Annotated in this window: 21 protein-coding genes; 4 read left to right on the forward strand and 17 right to left on the reverse strand. The window is 30.3% G+C overall.

The window, feature by feature from the left end; genetic code table 11:
* Window positions 1–136 precede the first annotated feature (136 nt).
* The 3 genes from NR218_RS08590 (at window position 137) to NR218_RS08600 (ending at window position 2377) form a co-directional block, all read left to right on the forward strand.
* The gene (locus NR218_RS08590; protein WP_011275424.1) at window positions 137–511 is read left to right on the forward strand and encodes a YtxH domain-containing protein; all 375 of its coding nucleotides are present in this window, start codon (window positions 137–139) and stop codon (window positions 509–511) included.
* 161 nt (window positions 512–672) lie between these two features.
* Complete coding sequence (locus tag NR218_RS08595; RefSeq protein WP_011275423.1) at window positions 673–1230, forward strand: DUF3267 domain-containing protein; 558 nt, start codon at window positions 673–675, stop codon at window positions 1228–1230.
* A 172-nt stretch (window positions 1231–1402) separates the two neighbouring features.
* Window positions 1403–2377 (forward strand): foldase protein PrsA, encoded by a 975-nt coding sequence (locus tag NR218_RS08600; protein WP_011275422.1) that lies wholly within the window; start codon window positions 1403–1405, stop codon window positions 2375–2377.
* Between the two features lie 163 nt (window positions 2378–2540).
* On the opposite strand, the gene yhaM is transcribed toward NR218_RS08600, so the two are convergent.
* From yhaM to NR218_RS08640, 8 genes are all read right to left on the reverse strand, one after another.
* Complete coding sequence (gene yhaM, locus NR218_RS08605) at window positions 2541–3482, reverse strand: 3'-5' exoribonuclease YhaM (RefSeq protein ID WP_048667993.1); 942 nt, start codon at window positions 3480–3482, stop codon at window positions 2541–2543.
* Window positions 3479–6415 carry an ATP-binding protein gene (locus tag NR218_RS08610; RefSeq protein ID WP_265848490.1) on the reverse strand — a complete coding sequence of 979 codons (2937 nt, stop codon included), beginning with the start codon at window positions 6413–6415 and terminating at the stop codon, window positions 3479–3481. The genes yhaM and NR218_RS08610 overlap by 4 nt, the downstream gene beginning before the upstream one ends.
* A complete protein-coding gene (locus NR218_RS08615) occupies window positions 6405–7601 on the reverse strand; it encodes a metallophosphoesterase family protein (RefSeq protein WP_033079567.1) in 1197 nt (398 codons plus the stop codon). Before NR218_RS08615 ends, NR218_RS08610 begins: the two co-directional genes overlap by 11 nt.
* Before the next feature lie 146 nt (window positions 7602–7747).
* On the reverse strand, window positions 7748–8092 hold the full coding sequence (locus NR218_RS08620; protein ID WP_011275418.1) for a YlbF/YmcA family competence regulator: 345 nt from the start codon (window positions 8090–8092) through the stop codon (window positions 7748–7750).
* A gap of 68 nt (window positions 8093–8160) precedes the next feature.
* The gene (locus NR218_RS08625) at window positions 8161–9291 is read right to left on the reverse strand and encodes a DUF445 domain-containing protein (protein ID WP_048667995.1); all 1131 of its coding nucleotides are present in this window, start codon (window positions 9289–9291) and stop codon (window positions 8161–8163) included.
* Window positions 9292–9661: 370 nt separating this feature from the next.
* Window positions 9662–10126, reverse strand: a complete 465-nt coding sequence (locus NR218_RS08630) for an XRE family transcriptional regulator XdrA (protein ID WP_011275416.1) — start codon at window positions 10124–10126, stop codon at window positions 9662–9664.
* Window positions 10127–10390: 264 nt separating this feature from the next.
* A complete protein-coding gene (locus tag NR218_RS08635; protein ID WP_011275415.1) occupies window positions 10391–11014 on the reverse strand; it encodes a response regulator in 624 nt (207 codons plus the stop codon).
* A gap of 22 nt (window positions 11015–11036) precedes the next feature.
* Window positions 11037–12146: a GAF domain-containing sensor histidine kinase gene (locus tag NR218_RS08640; protein WP_011275414.1), complete on the reverse strand. Its 1110-nt coding sequence runs from the start codon at window positions 12144–12146 to the stop codon at window positions 11037–11039.
* A gap of 187 nt (window positions 12147–12333) precedes the next feature.
* On the opposite strand from NR218_RS08640, the gene NR218_RS08645 reads away from it, so the two are divergent.
* On the forward strand, window positions 12334–13158 hold the full coding sequence (locus NR218_RS08645) for an RluA family pseudouridine synthase (protein WP_265848489.1): 825 nt from the start codon (window positions 12334–12336) through the stop codon (window positions 13156–13158).
* A gap of 65 nt (window positions 13159–13223) precedes the next feature.
* Here the strand turns inward: NR218_RS08645 and fumC are convergent, their stop codons facing one another.
* From fumC to NR218_RS08690, 9 genes are all read right to left on the reverse strand, one after another.
* A complete protein-coding gene (gene fumC, locus NR218_RS08650; protein WP_037571293.1) occupies window positions 13224–14609 on the reverse strand; it encodes a class II fumarate hydratase in 1386 nt (461 codons plus the stop codon).
* Window positions 14610–14815: 206 nt separating this feature from the next.
* The gene (locus NR218_RS08655; protein WP_011275411.1) at window positions 14816–15211 is read right to left on the reverse strand and encodes a hypothetical protein; all 396 of its coding nucleotides are present in this window, start codon (window positions 15209–15211) and stop codon (window positions 14816–14818) included.
* Between the two features lie 210 nt (window positions 15212–15421).
* A complete protein-coding gene (locus tag NR218_RS08660; protein WP_011275410.1) occupies window positions 15422–15571 on the reverse strand; it encodes an SAS053 family DNA gyrase inhibitor in 150 nt (49 codons plus the stop codon).
* A gap of 22 nt (window positions 15572–15593) precedes the next feature.
* Window positions 15594–16193, reverse strand: coding sequence for a 6-phosphogluconolactonase (locus tag NR218_RS08665; protein WP_011275409.1), 600 nt, complete (start codon window positions 16191–16193; stop codon window positions 15594–15596).
* A 171-nt stretch (window positions 16194–16364) separates the two neighbouring features.
* Complete coding sequence (trmL, locus tag NR218_RS08670) at window positions 16365–16835, reverse strand: tRNA (uridine(34)/cytosine(34)/5-carboxymethylaminomethyluridine(34)-2'-O)-methyltransferase TrmL (protein ID WP_016931343.1); 471 nt, start codon at window positions 16833–16835, stop codon at window positions 16365–16367.
* On the reverse strand, window positions 16836–17963 hold the full coding sequence (gene queG, locus NR218_RS08675) for a tRNA epoxyqueuosine(34) reductase QueG (protein ID WP_011275407.1): 1128 nt from the start codon (window positions 17961–17963) through the stop codon (window positions 16836–16838).
* Window positions 17964–18140: 177 nt separating this feature from the next.
* Entirely contained in the window at window positions 18141–18863 is a 723-nt protein-coding gene (locus tag NR218_RS08680; RefSeq protein WP_016931345.1) for an amino acid ABC transporter ATP-binding protein, read from the reverse strand.
* Window positions 18856–20310, reverse strand: a complete 1455-nt coding sequence (locus NR218_RS08685) for an ABC transporter substrate-binding protein/permease (protein ID WP_033079569.1) — start codon at window positions 20308–20310, stop codon at window positions 18856–18858. Before NR218_RS08685 ends, NR218_RS08680 begins: the two co-directional genes overlap by 8 nt.
* A 231-nt stretch (window positions 20311–20541) precedes the next feature.
* Complete coding sequence (locus NR218_RS08690) at window positions 20542–21600, reverse strand: PTS transporter subunit IIC (RefSeq protein WP_033079570.1); 1059 nt, start codon at window positions 21598–21600, stop codon at window positions 20542–20544.
* Between the last annotated feature and the right edge of the window lie 278 nt (window positions 21601–21878).

Consider the following 21878-nt stretch of genomic DNA (forward strand, 5'->3'; position numbering starts at 1 on the left):
ATATTGAATGTCATTATAGGGTAATATACAATTATAATTAACTTGTCGAAATATGATTGTTGTAGAATCTGAAATTTATTTCATTTCTTATTCTATTATTATCCTGTAACGACATAATAAGTGAGGAGAATAGAACATGAAAATATCACGCGTATTATTTGGTATTACTGCGGGAGTAGCATCTGGAATTGCTGTTTCTTGGTTAAACCGTGATGATCAAAGTGTAAAAAATAACACGATTGATGCTAAAGAACCTACTGGGTCTCGCTCTGAATTAGAACGTGAAATTGAGTCACTTAAACGTAATTTCTTTAATATTATTGATTATGGCAAGCAAGTTAAAAATGATGGTGTCTCATATGGTAGCGAAATTGGTGATGAATTTAAAACACTAATTGGTGATTTTAAATCGGATATTAATCCTAATATCGAAAAATTACAATCACACATTGAAAATCTACAAAATCGTGGCGAAGAAATAAGTAATACTTTTTCAAAAGATAATAAATAAAGTTTTAATCATTAGATTAAACTGTGATACGGGAGTGGCGTTGAATTCATTATGAATATTTCGCTACTCTCTTTATTAATGCCAAAATTGACTTGACTGTTTTTACTGATAGTTAGATAATACGTAGCGTATATAAATAAGACCTATTAAGAGGTGTCAGTATGTTTCTATGTAAACGTCAAATTGATATTCATGCACGATTTGGTGTACCAAGAATTGCATTTTTAAGTTTTACTATTACAGTCATTGCATTTTTAATTAGTTATGAAATAATGTATTATTTTGTAAATACACCTTTGTCAGATCGACATTTTATTATCTTATTAATAATTGTTGCACTTATGTACCCTATCCATAAAGCATTACACCTTCTCTTTTTCTTACCTTATGTTAATTCATTTAGAATTCATAAATTAAACAAAAAGCGCTGGTTACCCTATTTTAATACGTATGTAAGTACGCCTGTACATAAGATATACTTTTGTATTAATTTAATTTTACCTTTTATTTTAATAACTATATTTTTGATTTTTCTAACGATGCATTTTCCGCAATATGGACATTATTTTATGTTTTTACTTGCGTTAAATTTTGGCATATCTGTAATGGATTTTTTATATCTTAAAATTATTATTTTTTCAAATGAAGGTCATTTTATCGAGGAACATCAAACAGGTATAAATATATTAAATAAAGTGCCTTATCAATCTTTTCACTAAGTATCATAGTATCGAGCTTGAAACATATATAATGCCTCAAGTTCGATACTTTTTTAATGCTTAAGCCCTACTTAATCTCATACTTTGGCAGTATCTAGCCTATTTCTAATTGGTGATGTTTTCATAATATGTTATAGTAACGTTGTTATTAATGTAAAAGGAGCTATCAACTATGAAAATTATGAATAAATTAATTGTTCCAGTAACTGCGAGTGCTTTACTTTTAGGTGCATGCGGTTCAAATGCAACAGATTCAGAAAGTAATACATTAATCTCTTCTAAAGCTGGAGATGTAAAAGTAAAAGATGTAATGAATAAAATTGGTGACGAACAAATTGCTAGTACGTCATTTAGCATTGCGTTGAATAAAATTCTAGCTGATAAATATAAAGATAAAGTCGATACAAAAGATATCGATGATGAAATTAAAAAAGAACAAAAACAATATGGTGGCAAAGATCAATTTGAAAGTATGCTTAAACAGCAAGGTATGTCTTTAGATGATTATAAAGAACAGAAAAAACTTGCCGCATATCAAAAACAATTATTAGCTGATAAAGTTAAAGTGTCAGACAAAGAACTTAAAGAAAACACTAAAAAAGCTTCTCATATTTTAATAAAAGTTAAATCAAGCAGTAGTGATAAAGAAGGTTTATCAGACAAAAAAGCTAAAGAGAAAGCTGAAAAAATTCAAAAAGAAGTTGAAAAGAACCCAGATAAATTTGGAGAAATTGCTAAGAAAGAATCTATGGATTCTTCAAGTGCCAAAAAAGATGGTTCTCTAGGTTATGTAGTTAAAGGACAAATGGTAAGTAAATTTGAAAAAGCACTATTTAAACTAAAAGAAGGTCAAGTTTCAGATGTGGTTAAAACGGACTATGGTTACCATGTCATTAAAGCCGATAAAGAGAGTGATTTTGATAAACAAAAATCTAAACTTAAAGCTAAACTAATCGAACAAAAGGTACAAAAAGATCCTAAGATTTTAACAAATGCGTATAAAGATTTATTGAAAGAATATGATGTAGATTATAAAGACAGTGATATCAAGAAAGCTGTAGAAAACACTATTTTAAATCCTGAGAAACTTAAACAACAACAGTCATCTTCAGATAGTTCTTCAGCTGCATCAGGTTTATCTTCATAATTTTCATAGTATTAACATTAAATCGTAAGGGAGCAAGTCTTAATTCTTAACGAATTGATTGACTTGCTCCCTTTCTCGTGTTCAAAATTGTATAAAACAAGCGTTTTTACCCACTACATTGTCTATTCATTAATTGATATTGTAAGGTAAAAACGCTTTTAAATTAGTCTAATTTTTCCGGATTGTAGAATTGTCGATTTTCCATACCAAAAATTCTTTCAGTAAATTGACCTTTATCTGTTTTCTTAAATGCTTTTTCAAACATATTCATTTTTGCATCAATATTGTCGATAAAGAATAATATTTCCGCTTCTTTTAAATGTGGCAATTTAGGTGATCCAAATTCCATTTTTCCGTGATGTGCTAAAATCATATGACGAAGTAACATCACTTCTTCACCATCAATTCCTAACTCTTTCGCCGCTTCCGCAACTTCATCACTTGCAATTGATATATGTCCTAACAAATTACCTTCAACTGTATATGTTGTAGCCACTGGACCACTTAATTCCCTTACTTTACCTAAATCATGCAAAATAATTGAACTATACAACAAACTACGGTTTAACAATGGATAAATGTTGCATAATGACTTAGCTATTTCTAGCATTGTAAGCACGTGATAACTTAGTCCACTTGCAAAATTATGATGGTGTGAACTTGCTGCAGGATACGTAAAAAATTTATCTTGATATTTTTTCAATAGATGACGTGTTATACGTTGTAAATTAGCATTTTCAATATCTAAAATATAGTGTGAAATGTTTTCTTGGATTTCATCCGGAGATAAAGGTGCACCATCAACGAAATCTTGAGTCTTAAATCCGTCTTCTGGATTAGCTAATCTAAACTTATTGACTTTCATCTGTTTACGACCTCGATAATTAATCACGTCGCCTTTAACCCAAACAATTGTCTCAGGTTTAAGAATCTGCATATCTTCTTTACTAACAGTCCATAGTTTGGCTTCAATATCACCACTTTTGTCTTGTAAGAATAAAGTCATATAGTCTTTTCCTTGAGCAGTAACACCTTGTGTAGCTCTATGAATTAAGAAGAAATTTTCAACCGAATCTCCTGGATTTAGCTTTTCTACATTTCTCATCGTTTTCCGCCTTCCTCTAGTTTATTTAAAATTAGCATCTCTTTAGAAGGAATTGCAGCATCTTTCATGCAAGTGAAGTATAACACTTGATAATCTTTCGCTAATTCTCTTAAATAGTTTAACATCATTGATTTTCTTTGTTTATCAAAATGAACAAAAGCATCATCAATAATTATTGGGAAAGGATAATAAGGTCTTAAAATCTTAATCAAACTAATTCTAAGTGCAATATATAATAATTCTTTCGTTGATTGACTTAGTTCAAGTGGATGATACATTTGGCCATTATTATGTTTAACCATTATTGTATCATTTTCATAAGTTATCATATTATAATTCCCTTGTGTCAGAGCCGTAAATATATTTACAGCTTCATTTATAACTTGAGGTAATCGTTTATCTTTAATTTGCTTAATATGTTCATTTATTAATCCTTCTAAGTAACTTAAACTAGCCCAATCTTTAGCTAAATCATTCATTCTATTCTTCAAGTTATAATACTCATGTCTTAACTTAGATAATGTTTTATCTGTCTCCATGTAATTAATTTGAGCGGTTAAGTCACTAACTTCAGTTTGTTTATCTAAATACTGATCGTTATATGCATCAACTTGTTTAGCAAGAAGCGCATCTTCTTCTTCCAATTGAGCAGTTGTTTTTTCGCTCAAATTCGAACTATCTTCATAAGAGAAATTTTGATTTTCGAGATATGCAGTTAAATCATTAAATCTTGCAAGTTGTTGGTGATACAATTGATATTGCTCGTAAGATTGATAATACGCTTCTTCACTTGAAACATTGATATAAGTAAATAATGTATTTATAGTTTTTTCATTTTCTTCTAATTGTTCTTTTAATTGTTTCAATTCATTACTTAATAACTCTATTTGACTTTTAAGTTGTTCTTTCTTCTCTTTATTACTCTCGTATTTAGAAATCCAGCTCTTCATATCATTAAATAGTGAAGCTTTATTAAATGGTGTGATTTCATTTTCAGTATTTTTAAGCGCTTTATCATAAAAATGTGTCAATTTCTGATTTACTTGTTGATGTTGATCTAATAATTTACTGCGGTAACTGTCATTTGATTTAAGTTGATTCATAGTTTTAAAGCTATCTAGTAATAAATCATCTGTCATTTCATTAGGTACTTTCACATTTTCTTTAACTGCATTTAATTTTTGAGTTAAGTCATTGATTTGTTGTTCTGTTTTTTGCAGTAAATTCTCTTGATGATTTAATTTATTAGCTAATACACTTTTATTGTTACTTGCATTACTCCAACGTTCACGTAGTTGAAATTGTTGATCTAAGTCGAAGTTTAAATCGTAATTAGATTCCAAATCATTAATTTGTTGTTCCAAATCATTAATTTCTTCACTAATTGATTCACTGTAATCAATTTCTTTGGTCTTAACCAAGAAAGTACCAACAATAAATATGACAGTTAAGATTGCAAATATAACTCCGAAAATTAAATTTTGTGTCACAAATGAGAATAGTGTTAAACCCAGACCAACTATAGACAACACTATAAAACTTAATCTAAGCCACCAATTTCTCTTTTGCTTTCTTTCTTTATCAGAATTAAATGTATCTTTAAGTTTGTTATACAGATTTTCTTTCTCATGTAGTTCTAACTTTTGTTGATTATATTGTTTCTTTTTATCCAGTGAATCTTCAGAAACTAAATTCTTTTCCAAGTTTTCTATTTCCTGAGATAACGTATTTTGTTCAATTTGATTTTCATCAATAGCTCTTTCAATTTGTTGTTTTAACACTTTTTGCTCATTTCGCGTCTTGATAGTTTCACTAACATAATTCTTCATAGATTCAGAGGTATCTGTATTGTGATAAACTTCTTGCCAACCAATACTTGTTTTCAAATCAGCTTCTTGACGCTCGTAATCATCAATTTCTTGCTTAAGTGAAGAAGATTTCAATTCAGCTTGTTGAATTTCATTTTCATCACGAGTTAAATGATAAATATGATTAGCTGTATCTTCGTTCAAAGCAGGAATTGTATTAAATTCATTCTCTAATTGTTTTAATTTCTCTTCACGCAAACTTATATCTCTAGCTAGAGATTGTTTGTAATTTGAAGCTGTTTCATAACGCTCGATCCCTTTTTCCGGAAAACTTAATGGCTCAATATTAAGTTTTTGCTCTAAATCTTTCCATTCTTGAGCTTGTTCATGAATAGCAAGTTGCTTTTGTTTACTTTCATGCATTTTTGATAATTGGTTTAGATTGGCTTTTAAATGTTCCAAATGACGTTGTGATTTATCTCTATCATCAACTAAACGATGATATTCATCTAACTTAGATTCTTCTTCTCTTATTTGGGCTTCAAGGCTTTTCAATTCATCAAGCTGTTGATTGAGTATTGGGTTTTTTCCAGCCTTTTTATAAAGCGTGGTTTTCTTTTGACTGACTATTTTATTCATCATTGTGAACTCAGAAGAACCTAATGCACCTGCTTCAAGTAAATAACTTTGTAATTGGTCCTCATCTAAGTTACGGTGAATATCTTGTAATCCAAGCACATTAAACGAGAATATACCTTGATAAGTTTTCTTAGAAATGTAATTTAATTTTTTCTTGAGCCAAGTTTCGTCTCGAATCAAACCATTTTCTAGGTAAACTTTTACATCACCTGAAATGTTACCTTTAACTCTCTCTACTACGATCTCTGATTGGTCATCTAGTATAAGCGTAAGTTTTCCCCCATACTGATTACCCATACGGGGTTCAAGTCGAGGTTCTTTTTCTTTTTTCGTTGGAAAGCCAAAAAGTATAGAATGTATGAAAGCTTGAATCGTTGATTTACCAGCTTCATTCTCACCAAAAATTTCAGTAAATTCACGGTTGAACTCTATTTTGCGATGCACAAATTGGCCATAGCCGTAAATCTCTAAAGATTTAATGATCATCACTTTCACCTCTCATGTCTGCCTTTAAAATTTTCTCAGCGCGATTAACAAGTTCAACAGTATCAAACTCAGTATAATCTTCTAAATATTTGGATGCTCTAGGGTTTAAATATAATTCAGTCATCGCCTCTTCAAACACTTTATTATCTTTGATTAAATCAGCTGAAAATTCTCTTACAAGAGGTACTTCATCCATTTGCATATATTTAAATGTGAGCGTTTCTATGATTACGAAGTGATGTTCATTTTCTTCATAGTCATCAATCATTTCTTTAATTTGACTAATGTCTTGTGAAGATATGGGTCTATCACTGTCAACATTTACAGTTAATCTATAAAAAGCCTTTCCATCAGAACGTACGCTTTCTTTGAAGGATTGAATTGCTTCATAGATACCTTGTTTTGTAAGTTTGTCTGTATTGATAGCAGCTTCTTCAAATCTAATTTGTTGCGTTGGAATAAAATTAGCGTTTAATCGTAAATGGTCACCTTCTACCAATAAACATCCCTTAGGTCCTTGCTCACCAAAATGACGTCCTTGAATGTTTCCAGGATAGTAAATTGGTGGCATATCACTTAATTCTTGTCTTTCATGAATATGGCCAAGTGCCCAATAATGATATAGTTTTTGATTCAAATCTTCTAAAATAAATTCAGTATAGCGATTTTTAGTTGAAGATTTACTATAAGTACCGTGTAACATTCCAATATGAATACCTTTTTTACCTTGGCTAGATGGATACTCATCAATTTTATTTTCATAACTTGTATCATGTTGATAGCTAAAACCATGAACAAAAATTGTCTCTCCATCTTTTGTGATAGCTTGATATGTTTCTACTCTATTTGAGAAGACCGAAACATTATCTGGCCAATCATTAGTAATTTTTTCAGTAAGTGGATCATGATTACCATGACTTATGTAAACGAAAATTTGTTCTTTTTCTAATCGCTTAAATTGTTCTTTCAAGAATACTTCAGCACGCAACGTACGATTCTCACTATCAAATAAATCTCCAACGATGAGAACAAAATCAACTTCTTCTTTTAATGCTGTATCGACAATCTTCTTAAAGCTTTCATAAGCACTGTTTTGAACATCTTCAAAAATTGATGGCGCCAAATGACTTTTAGATTTAAAGGGGCTGTCGAGATGTAAATCTGCACAGTGAATAAATTTTATCATTGAAATTAGCTCCTTAATTGCATCTTCGTTTATCTTTATGTATTCCTATATTTTACCATAACTTATTTAATTGGGGCGATGAACTTATATATTAAAAAAGCTACAAAACTTTCAATTGAAAGCTTTGTAGCTTATTGTGCTAACAATTAGTCAGCGTAAATTTCATCTAAAGGTTTAACAATGATTTGGTTAATTTCTTGGAATACTTGGCTCATTTTTTGCTCAGCTTGCATTAATTCAGAAATATTTTCATCTTTTTCAATTGCTTGAGCTTGTTCTTGAGCTTTTGCTAAATCTTCTTCAGGAATTTCTTCACCTTGCATTTGTTTTTGTTGGAAACTTAATTGAGTTTCACGGAACTCATCGAATAATTTTTTTGATTCTTCATTATCTTTAACTTTAGAGAAAGCATCTTTAATAGCTTTATATTCATCACTATCTCTTAATGCTTGTTCTAGTTGATTTGCATAATCATATAAATTTACTGCCATGTTTGTTTGCACTCCTTAGTGAAAAGTAATTTTGACAACTCTTTATTACCATAACATATTATTTATAGTTAGACAAAGATTGCGACTATACCTTGGAAAAATCCTATAATACCACCCAAAATGAAACCTAATGACATGATAAGTTTTAACTCTTTATTAGCGATTTCAATAATTAATCTTTCAATATAATCTAAGTCAAAGGTATTAATTTGATTTTCAACCATCTGACGTAAATTTATTTTTGTCATTATCGTTGATAAATGATTAGATGCTTGTTTAATTATTAAATCAGTAATTGCATTAGCAACTCCTACTTGAATTTGATCAACTAATTTTGGTGTTAACTTACTGATTGGAGTATCCATTTTTTCATTTAATTGTAAATTTGTCATGATTAAATGCACCAAGGATTCACTTATATTTGTAAATTGTTCTTCTTTAACAACATTACTTAAAGGTTGAGATTTTAATGTTTCATATTCACCTCGAATCACTTTGTCAATAATAACTTTTGCTTTAGGATGTCTTGTTAAACGTATTAATTCATGTTGAACACGTTCAGCAATACTTTCTTTAGTCATAAACATTTGTAATAATCCAACAATTTTACCTTTTTCAGCAAAAAATGTATCTAGCATATCGTAAATATCTCTAGCACCTTTATCTGAAGAAAGATAATTACGTGCACGTTCTCGAATTAAATCTCCTGCTTGGTCTAATTTTTCATCAACCATTGTTATTACTTCTGCAGGAAGAATTTCATTAATTGATGTTGCCTGTTTATCATAGTAATAATTATTCAATTTATTTATTATGGTTTTATCTAGCTTATTGTTAATGAGGTCATCAAGATCAAAATCAAATTGATTTGCAAATTTTCGTATTGTAGCATCGTCACTTTTTAGTTTAGACAATTGCTTTATTACTAAATCATTGATTGCTTCACGAGTATTTGGTTCATTTAACTTTTGATGTATAACTGACTCTGTTATCAAATGTTCTTCAATCACTTGACCTATCTTAGTAGCAATTTCTTCTCTTCTTTTAGGAATTAGACCAGGTGTAAATGGTATACGCATCTTGAATATATAATATGGTTTAAATGGATGGAATAACATTCTTATTGCAATTACATTTGTTACACCTCCAATTACAGCCCCTACTACTACCATAAATAGGATAACTAAAAAAGCTTGCATCTCGATTTCTCCTTAAAAATTATTTTCACAATATGATGATTATATCATTTTAGAATATATGGTTCCTTAATTTTACTTTTCATTAAAATTGAAAATGCTGAATTGTTTTGAAAATAAAAAAATCGAGCCGCGATATCAAATATCTTAGGCTCGTCTTTTAATTAATATCAAGTTAAACTTAAGCTGAGAATTTCTTGATATAAGATTAATCTCAGTTCAGTCAGTTTTACAACTAAGCTATGTAGTCTCAGAACATTATGTTCGCCATAAGTAATAACCACACACCTTGAATGTATATAAATTAAAAGTGATTAAATCTGGTGTGATTCTTCTATCACTTTCATATTAAATCATAATATTTTAACTACTATTAAACGTGCATTAATTCTTCTTTAGCATTTCTGTTAAAGTATGTTTCAGCTTCTCTTAATTTTGAAGTGCCAAAGATAGGTTGCTTTTCAGAATTTAAAACTCTATATATGTTGCTTACTTTATTACTTTGTAACATAAAACCATTACGTGTTTCGATAGTATTCCAATAAATATCACTTGTTGTTGAATGATTTGGATATGCACAATGATTACGTGAAATAGTTTGAACAATTTCTAAAGGATCGCAACCAAACGTATTATTTAAAACATCTGAATCTCTGAATAATGCACAAATTGAAACACATGTTGTCCAGTTTGGTAACACACGTTCTTTCTCAATTTGAACTAATGTTTTTTTTGAAAGGCCAATTGTTTGAGCCATAGTATCTTGCGTATAGCCCGCTTCAATTCTTACCATTTTAAATTTTGTTTGAATTAAATCTGTGAAACTCTGTCTATCCATATTTTATTCTCTACCTTTCTAATAGGGGTTAATTTATCCGGACACAAGAAATTGCAATAATACACATTTCTTGAAACACAAATTACATCTTAATATATTTTCAATAAAATGAAAAGAGGAATTTTTGTTTTTGTATACAATTTCATTAATGGCGAAATTATCAAAATAATTAAATTAATTTATTTGCTAACTCACTTCTAATAAGCCTTTACATTTTAATTGTATTTTCATTCCTACCTCTTTCACGATTTATTATATTACACTCTATACAAGTTTATTTTCAATAGCATAAATTGCTGCTTGTGTACGGTCTGTTACACTTAACTTATTAAATATATGACTAACATGTGTTTTTATTGTTTTTTCAGAAACGAATAACGTATTTGCAATTTCTTTGTTCGTTTTACCTTTTACCATTTCAGCTAATACTTCTATTTCTCGTTTAGATAGCTTATTAGTGTTATGAGGTTTTGAAGACACGGTCTCTATTACACTTTGTGCTTCTGGATGAATAATCCGTTTATTATTTAAAACGTCATGTATGGTTTGAATTAATTTTTGAGGCTCAACATCCTTCATTTCATATCCATCAGCCCCTTTATTAATAGCTGAAATAACATGTTCATCATCAACATAACTTGTTAATACCAATACTTTAATATCAGGGAAATGAGATTTCACGTATTCTGTCACTTCAATACCATTCATTTCAGGCATTACCAAATCAAGAAGGATGATATCTGGTATATCATTTTCATTTAAATAATTAATTAAAGATTGACCATCCGATAAGCTTGCCAAAACTTCCAAATCAGCCACCGTCGATAAAAGGAATTCCAATCCTTGTCTTACAATATGATGGTCATCAATCAATATGACCTTAGCCACAATTTTTTCTCCTTTCACCAATTTACAAAGGAAGCTTTAAAGAAAGCGTTGTTCCTTTGTTAGGCATTGTATCTATTTTAACTTGTCCATTTAATGCATAAATTCGTTGACTTATATTTTTTAACCCTTGTGATGAAGTATTAGTTTCTTTGTTCATATCGAAACCAATTCCTTCGTCTTTTGCAATAATGATCAACTTTTCTTTATCTTGTTTTAAAATAATATGCACTGAATTAGTTTTAGCATGTTTTTTAGTATTATTTATACATTCCTGTAATATCCTATAAACGTTCTCTTCTACGATATTCGATAAACTAATAATTCCCTCAACATTTATTGTTAGTTTTATATTTAGAATTTGCGCATATTGATTTAATGCCTGCACCAAACCATGCTCAAGACCTACTGGTTTAAGTTGCCAAATTAGTGTACGCATTTCATTAACCGCATTTTGACTTGTTTCTTCAATTGTCTTAAAAGCTTTTTTCGCAATTTCATCTGTCGTTATGTCATGTGCTGCATGAGCGGTCAATTTTAATGAAAATAATAATTGGTTTACTGAATCATGTAAGTCTCTTGCTAAACGATTACGTTCATTTAATCTAGCTGCCTCTTTTTCTTGATCAGTTAAATATATGCGTTTAATTGCAGAGCCTATCTGTAAAGCGACCGATTCTAATAGGGCTAAATCCTGTTCGCTATAACGCGTAGTATATGGTGATGCAACATTGAGTAAACCATATTGTTCTGTGCCAGAGCGTAGTGGCACTGTAGCATGGTGTGTTACACCTTCCGTTTCTGCTTTATATGCTTGATTTGCTAAATTTATTCTAGAACAATTGATTATGTTAGAAGCCTTCGTTAAACGCTCATTATGATACGCAGTGACACACCAACAAGATCCCTCTTTCATATAACAGCAATTATCCTTCTTTAATGCACCTGGAAGATCAACATCAGCTACCATCTCATGATGGCCATTATTATCTATAAAGAAGATCCAACCAGTTGTAAAGTTACTACCATTTATTAAATAATTTAAAGCACCGTGCATCATATTATATAATTCTGTTTCCTCATTGAGATATTCTGCTATTTCTTTTAATAATGCTAAGCGTGTTGGTTTTTCCATGAAATCGCCTCAGTTACTCATATTTGCATTAGTCTTATTATACAGTGAGATTTACATTTTTAAAAATGTAAAAATGTTTAAGTTACATATTATTATTTATTATGAAATTCGTAAGATTGTGATTAATATACGTTATTAGCAATCTGAGATATGGTATGATTAATGCGAATGCTATTAGGAGGAAATTATGAAGTTTAAAATACATGAGAATTATAATCAAAATACTTTGAGAGAAATTTTTCAATCATTGAAATTGCCTAAGAAAGACTTACATCAGTTAAATATGTCAAAAGATATAACTATTAACAATCACCCTGCGAAATTAACAGATAAAGTGGTTATCGGGGATGATATCTACATTCCAACACCAGTAGAAAAAAGTAATTACTTACCTAGTTATCGTTACGCACAAATTAGTTATGAAGATGATGATTTAGCTATTGTCATGAAACCTAAAGGCGTTAAGACGCATCCAAATGATTTAAAAGAGAGTAACACTTTAATGAATCATGTTATTTATACATTAGAAAGTGATTATGTCGAACCTATTCATCGCTTAGACCAAGAAACAGTTGGTTTACTCATTGTAGCTAAGAATCCTCTAATGAAAAAAATTCTAGATCGTATGTTGGAAGAAAATGAAATTACTAGAATATATAAGGCTAATGTTAAGTCATTATTACCAATTAAATCTCAAACTATTGATAGTCCTATAGGTAAGGATAAATTCCATCCTAATAAACGACGAATTTCTAATACAGGTCAACGAGCGATTACGCATATTCTTTCCTCTAAAATGATTAAAGAAGGCGTATGTCAATTGGATATTAAACTAGATACGGGTCGTACCCATCAAATTAGGGTTCATTTAGCTGAAATTGGTCATCCTGTTATAGGCGATCCTTTGTATGGTGATTCTACATTACGCCAACTAGAACTTAATAGTCATAAAATTGAGTTTAAACATCCACTCACTCAAGAATTAATATCAGTTAGTTTGGATGATGAATAATTAATAAGGAGTAACTATCGATTCATAGACAGTTACTCCTTTTATTAGTTATATGTGGTTGCTTTTTAGTGTGGGTCAACCATATCCTCAGGCTTAATCCATTCTTCAAATTGCTCTTCTGTAACATGACCAGATTGAATAGCAGATTCTTTTAAAGTTAACCCTTCTTTATGTGCTTTCTTAGCTATTTGAGCAGCTTTTTCATAACCAATGTGTGGATTTAGTGCAGTAACTAACATTAATGATTGATTTAAATAATTATTAATGTTTTCTTCAATTGGTTCAATGCCGACTGCACAATTATCATTAAACGTTTGCATACCATCTGCAAGTAAGTAAATTGATTGTAATGTATTATGAAGAATTACTGGTTTAAATACATTTAATTCAAAATTACCTTGAGAACTTGCAATACCAACTGTAGTGTCATTACCCATAACTTGTACTGCAACCATAGTTAACATTTCACATTGTGTTGGATTTACTTTACCAGGCATGATAGATGATCCTGGTTCATTTTCAGGAATTGAAATCTCTGCAAGTCCCGCTCTAGGACCAGAAGCTAACCATCTAATATCATTGGCGATTTTCATTAAGTCTGCTGCTACGGCTTTTAACGTACCATGTAATTGCACGACTTCATCATGTGAAGTCAACGCATGGAATTTATTTTCAGATGATACAAAGTTATATCCAGTATTCTCTGAGATAAATTTAGCAACTTTATTACCAAATTCTGGATGTGCATTAATACCTGTACCTACGGCAGTTCCACCGATAGCCAAACTTAAGATATGTTTTTTTGATTCAGCTAATAATTCTTCACATTTATCTAACATATAACGCCAGCCACTAATTTCTTGACCTAATTTAATTGGTGTCGCATCTTGTAAGTGTGTACGTCCAATTTTAATAATTGATTGGTATTTATCTTCTTTTTCTTTAAAAGTATCACGTAAATGTTTTAATGCAGGTTCAAGTTTTGTTTCAACTTCATGATATAATGCAACATGCATTGCTGTTGGAAATGTATCATTTGAACTTTGAGATTTATTCACATCATCATTAGGATGAATCGATTCATCGATACCTTGTTCTTTTAAATATTTATTTGCTACGAAGCTGACTACTTCGTTAACGTTCATGTTACTTTGCGTACCGCTTCCTGTTTGCCAAACAACTAGTGGGAAATGTTCATCTAATTCCCCTTTTAAAATTAAATCACAAGCGTAAACGATTGCATCTTTTTTAGCATCGCTTAGTTTTCCTAGTTCATGATTTGCTAATGCTGCACCTCGTTTTAATTGAGCAAATCCATATACTACTTCAATTGGCATACGTTCTTTACCTACAGGAAAGTTTCGTTTACTTCTCTCCGTTTGTGCACCCCAATATTTATCACCAGGTACTTCAATTTCTCCGAATGTATCGTGTTCAATTCTTACTGACATGCGATAATCTCCCCTTATACAATTATTTATTCATAGTATAGCATTATTTAAATTAAAGGGGCAATGCATTACTAAAGCGGTTTCAATAATACAAATTTATATCATAGATATAAAAAAATAACGATTGAAACAATGATTTAATGTCCCAATCGCTACTATCTTTGAAAAAATTTTGTCTTATCGTAATTGACCGTTGCTCGCTTAAGTTAGACTTGATATTTAACTTTTACTGCTTTAATAACAGCTAAAGCACTCAAAATATAAAATATAATACTTAAAGTTATTGTAATAGGACTTATTTGAACTAGAAATCCTATAAAACCAGTGAATTGCGTATAAATATCATTTAAAGAATAAATTAAAATACCAGTTATTAAAATACAACACAACACACTTATGAACACTCCTGTTTGATTACTCTTAATAAAAGGCTGAGCACTAATATTATCAATTAAGCCTTTAGATAAATTTAATTGTAATTTTATGATTTTAAACAAAATAGGTAAGTAAAGTGCACCGAATGCTATTGGAAATCCTTTGATAGAAAGTAAACTAATTATAATTGTGGCAATCGTAAGTGGAAGCCAATATTTATGTAACATTTTAAGCTCTCCTTATACATTTTCATTGAATTTTATTTTACCATAATTTTTATAGCATTAAATTGAATTAAATGATTGATTGATCAAATTACGCACTCAAATGACAATATATATTGCTTCATTAAAAAAATAACCTAAGACATCTTTAACATCTTAGGTTACTTAGTTCATAACTAATATTTATTTTGTTAATTATCATCAAGTTTTAATTTACTCATGCGATTGATTCAACTTGTCCTCGTCGTTTTCTTCAGAAATTTGTTCCATTTCTTTACCCAAGGTTTTCAAGTCATCTAAATCTTGAACCATCGCATTTTCTTCCTCATGATAATTTAATTCTGAATCTTTATTTTTAGTCATAACTCAGACCTCACTTTTAAATTTAAGCAAATCTAGCAGTGAAATATTCTTTAACATCCTCAGGTAAACCTTCTGCAGCTGCTCTATCTAAAACAACTGTTACCATTCTATGAGCTTTTAAATCAGATGGTTCAAAGCTAGATTTACCATTTTCTTCATAAAGTTTTTTAACAACTTCACGTTTATTAGCACCAGTCACAACTAATACTACTTCACGCGCTTTTAATAATCCTTGTCTTACATTTACATTTAAACTACCTGATTCATCAATAGAAGTAACTTGTAAAATTAATTTACCTTTATTTTCTTTAGTTTTAATTTTGTCATCAATTAAAGATTCTGCATCATCGTCAAGATTAATTGGATAAATTTGACTAGCAGGTACACCTAATGCTTCATAGTAAGAGCGATTATCGTCATAATCTAAGATATTTACTTGACTAAAATCAACCGCATTATGATCTACATCTTTCTTTAACTCATCTAAAACAGGTGCAGCATCCTTTGTTAAATGAATTCCCGCAATAGTTGTAGGGTTATTATTAAATTGCTTTCTAATGATATCTGCTGTGTACTCAGCTACATGTTCTACATCATTAAATACTTTAAAGTTCATTGCCATTGTCATTACACTCCTCTTAGTTCATCAATGTCATATAAATAACGTATTATTCGTTAAATTACCCTATTAGACACTAAATCAAACTATTTTAAAAATGTTATTATAAATCACTAATAAATATAACATTTTTTATTAAATAGATGCATTGAATTTTAACTAACAAACTACTTATTAGGATAAGCCTGGGAAATTTTGTTGTCGCAATGCTTCATAAATTAATAAAGCGGCTGTGTTAGATAAATTTAACGATCTGATATTTTCACTCATAGGAATTCTTAATGCCGTGTCAGCGTATTTGTCTTTTACCCAATCCGGTAATCCAGTCGTTTCTCTTCCAAATATAAAATAATAATCTGTATCTTCTTTAGAAAAATCAAAATCACTATACGTTTGTTTTCCAAATTTAGTTAGTAAGTAGTACTCACCTTGAGTAGCATCGAAAAAGTCTTCAATACTCTCATGATAAGTAATATTTACATGCTCCCAATAATCAAGGCCAGCACGTTTTAACATTTTATCATCAGTACTGAAGCCCAAAGGCTTAATTAAATGTAAATGTGTGTTCGTTCCTGCACAGGTACGTGCAATATTACCAGTATTTGCAGGAATTTCTGGTTGAAATAAAACAATATGGTTTGTCATTTAAAGTTTCCTCATTTCTAGTCCTTTTATCATTTCATTTTGAACTTCCTCAATTTCATTTTCATAGTTTGCAACTATAAATTCACGTGCATCTTCACCTTGAATTTGGCCAATCGCCCAGTATGCCGTCCCTCTTATCATAGGTCTTGGATCATTTAATGCAACTTCCTTAAGTTCTGGTATTGCTGTCTCTTCATTAAAATGTGCTAAAGCTATGATTGCATTACGTTGAATTGGTTTTTTACCTCGCCAAGCACCAGCTAAATGCCCATATGTTTGTTTGAATTCTTTATTGCTCATTTGTAATAACGGTACCAATCTTGGTTTTAGAATCTCAGGTTCTAGTATAATGTCATCATGTGTTGTATTGATTCCCCTATTTCTAGGACAAACTTGTTGGCACGTGTCACATCCATATAAGCGATTGCCTATCTTATATCTATATTCATCTTGCAAATATCCTTTAGTTTGAGTTAAAAAACTAATACATTTTTGAGAATTCAATTGACCATTTCCAACAAGCGCCCCTGTAGGACATCTATCTACACAAATTGTACAATCTCCACAGCTATCAAGTAATGGATCATCAGGTTCAAATGGGATACTCACTAACAATTCACCTAAATAACTCCATGTTCCTAAATCTGGATTAATAATAAAACCATTACGTCCAGCAAATCCTAAACCTGCTCGTTCAGCAACGGCCCTATCTGATAATACACCAGTATCAACCATACTTTTTAATTCTACATCAGGAACTTTAGATTGAATAAAATCAGCAAGTTTATCTAAACGTTTACGCATAATAGAGTGATAGTCTTGCCCCCAAGAGGCACGAGCAAACATACCTCGGCGATCACCTCTGACACTTTTAGGCGCACCTTTAAGCTTATTCGGATATCCAACAGCAATTGCTATAATTGAGCGTGCGGTAGGCAAACTTAATTTTGGCTCAGTTCTTAATGAAATATCTGACTCTTCAAAACCCGAAGCATAGCCATTTGCATGATAATCTTCTAATTTCTTTTTAAGTTCATCAAATGGATCGGCAGTAGTAAAACCTATACTATCAATACCTATTGAATATGCATAATCGATGATTTCTTGTTTAAGCCAATTATAATCCAATTTATTTGCCTCCTTAAAAATGATACATATGACATTTTAACATAATCCACATTATGAAATCGTTATTTATTTATATAATAATTGAACACTTTCCTAGTAAATATTCCAGTTCAATTTAAAAATAGCGAGTTTGAAACATGAAATAATGTCTCAGACTCGCTGTTATTTGTTTACTTATTATAAAACTCTTGATAAAAAGTTTTGCGTTCTTTGATGTGTTGGTGATTGAAATATTTGCTGAGGTGAACCTTCTTCAATAACATACCCATCTGCCATAAATATAACTTTATCACTCACATCTTTTGCAAATCCCATTTCGTGTGTAACAACAACCATTGTCATTCCTTCTTTAGCTAAATCTTTCATTACCTTTAGCACATCATACACTACCTCTGGATCCAATGCAGACGTAGGTTCATCAAACAATATAATATCTGGATGCATAGCCAGTGCCCTTGCAATCGCAACTCTTTGTTTTTGTCCTCCAGATAATTGAGAAGGATATACATTTGCCTTATCTTCAAGTCCAACTTTTTCTAATAAAGTTAATGCCTCTTGTTTCAATTGATTTAAATCGCTTTTATTTAATAACTTAGGTGCCAATATGATGTTATTTAATACAGTTTTATGTGGAAATAGATTAAAATTTTGAAAGACCATGCCCATTTTTTGACGTAATTTATTTAAGTTATTTTTGTGATTAGAGAGTTCATTACCTTCGAATATAACCCTTCCATTTGTCGGTGTTTCTAACAAATTCATACATCTTAATAAAGTGCTTTTTCCACTTCCTGATGGTCCTATAATCGCTAATACTTCACCTTTTTTAATCTCTAAATTAATATCCTTAAGCACTTCATTTTTTCCAAATTTTTTATTTAAATTTTCAATTTTAATCACTTGCTTTCAGTCTCCCTTCGATTAAACTCATTAATCTTGATAATGAAAAAGTTAATACAAAGTACATACATGCTGCTATGATTAATGGCGTAAATGGATCAAATGAAATACCTTGAACAACCTGTGCATTAAACATAATTTCACCAACCCCAATTGTAGATATGATTGATGATTCTTTTATTAAAGTTACAAATTCGTTTCCTAGCGCTGGCAATATATTTTTAAAAGCTTGAGGCAATATGATATGAATCATTGTTTTTGAGTAGTTTAACCCCAAGCATTGTGCAGCTTCAGTTTGGCCTTTATCAACTGCATTAATTCCAGCTCTAATTATCTCAGCAATATAGGCTGAAGAATTAATAACTAAGGCAATCGTCCCACAAATTAAAGCAGAAATGTCTAATCCTAAAAGCGCGGTAGTGCCAAAAAATACGATAAACACTTGCACTAACATCGGTGTTCCTCTTAAAAATTCTATATATATTGTTGCGGGTAAAGAAATAATTTTAAACTTACTTAATTTTGCAAGTGCAATAAATGACCCGATTATTGCTCCACATACAACACCAATTAAAGAGATTATTATAGTGTTTTGTAATCCTTTTAAGAAAAAAGTTCCATACTTTTGAATAAAGCTTCCATCATTAACCATTTGTTCTGAAGCAATATCCATATATTTATTAATTAAATGTTTATCTTTAACATCTTTAATAGAGTGATTTAAGTGTTCTAATAAAATTGGTGAGTCTTTCGGTAGTGCTATAACTGTGGGTTTCTTTTCTTCATTGAAAGAAACATGGGCAATATTTAAATCCTTATTTTGCTTAGCATAAGCATCTGCTACTGGTTTTTCGATTACTAAACCATCAATTTTTTTACTTTTAAGTGCCAAAATTGCATCTGGTAAACGATTTAATGAACTTATTTGTGCATTTTCTATTTCTTGCTGTGCAATTTTTTCTTGTTCACTTCCCTTTTGAGCTCCTATTTTTTTATTATTAAAATCACTCAACTTATGGTAGGTATCATTATTATTTTTTCTAATTAACATAACATTTCCTGTTTCCATATATGGCTCGGAAAAATCAACTTCTTTTTTTCTTTCAGGTGTTGTTGTCATTCCTGATATAATTACGTCTATTTTTCCAGTTTTCAAAGCTCCAAGTAGGCTATCAAATTGCATATTCACTATTTTTAACTTTAAATGATTATCTTTAGCAACTTTTTTTGCTAATTCAATATCTACACCAGCATACTCTGTTTTACCATTTTTAGTTTTTTCAAATTCTAATGGTGCATAATCAGCTGATAATCCTACTCTTAATTCACCCCTATCTTTAATTTTATTCCAAGTTGCATCTTCATCAGCTAATGCCATTGGTTGTATGTATATCAATGTCAAACTAATTAAGATTGCTATCGCAAGTACTTTAGTTAATTTTTTCATAAGCAACCTCCTTTAATTAATTCATTATTATACATATAAACGCATTAATATACAATAAAATTTTAAAAAAAGAGTGAAACAAAATTCGATTTAAATTTTTGTCTCACCCTGACAGGTTAACTAGAGTTGAGAAAAGGTCAATATAAACACTTTCTCAATTCAGTCAAAAGCTATGAATTAAATTTATTTCATTATATAAATTAAATTTTTGTACAAACATCTTAATTGCTATTATTGTTTAGGAATTTCGAATTTGTATATGCCATCGTGATAGCTTGGTATTAATTTTTTGCATATTTCATGTATAATGAATGCACTCACAAATGGAATAACAAAATAGCCGAAAACGAGCAAAATAATATTTATAGTAGCGTCTCCAGACATTCTATTATATGCATTAATCGGTCCTACCAAGCCTGTATAACCAAATCCGGCAGATAAAGGTGTACCTTTAATACCTATAGCATATGCCAATACACCAGAGACGATACCATTTAAAGTTAAAGGAACTGCAATAATTAAATGTTTTAAATAGACTGGAATCATCATCTTCGCTGCACCTATAAGTAAAACAATATTAACCCCCATAGAGTTAACTCTTATTGAACCGAATATAAAAGTCACACAAGCTGCGACAATGCCCATGTTAGCAGCACCACTTCCCAAACCAGTTAAACTTATAGCTGTTGCTATGGCAACTAATGAAATAGGTGTAACCATTAACAATGAGAAAGTCACACTAATAAGTATAGACATAATTAAAGGATTAAGATCAGTGAATGAATTCACCATATGGCCAAGTCCTTTAGTAATTGTTTGTACATAAGGTAAAGTTATTAAACCAATTAATCCACTTAATACAGGTATTAAAACTGGTAATATAATCATTTCAAGTGAGCCTAATTTCCCATGTAAAATCATAAACATTGCACAAGCTATAATTACAACTAATATGATATTGATTATATCTCCAATCCCTTTTAAAACAATGCCCTTAGCTGTAAATTGAACCGCTCCAGATCCAAGCATTGCGGCTACGCCTACCATACAAGAACCTGCCCCATTAAACTTAAATTGATGTGCAGCTAAAACACCGATAATAAATGCCATGAATGATTGAATTATCATTACTAATTGAAACACATTTTCGAGCATTGGATGTGCATCCATAAATAACTTCAAAAATTCTCCTAATAACGCATTTGGTAATAAAGCTAATACTACTCCAGCACCTACCGCATTTAGAATATTACTAAAAAAATACTTTAAACTTACACGTTGTTTACTCATAGTAGCCTCCGTTTTTAAACATTAGCTTTATCTTAGTACAAACTAAAGTGTTTAACAATATGAACATTTCTTTTTTAATCAAAAATTAATGCTAATTTTAAAAAATACCATTGCTAAAACTTAACATAAGAAGTTAAACAATTATAAATATAATAGTTCAATAACTGATACTTAACCACTGACTAGAAAATTGAAAAATTGAAATCAATTAAAAAACAAAAAAAGTGGGCTCTACGTCAAATCGGACTGATGAGTCCAAATATTGAGATTAAGCAACC

The sequence above is a fragment of the Staphylococcus sp. SUC_1.2 genome, assembly GCF_026222585.1.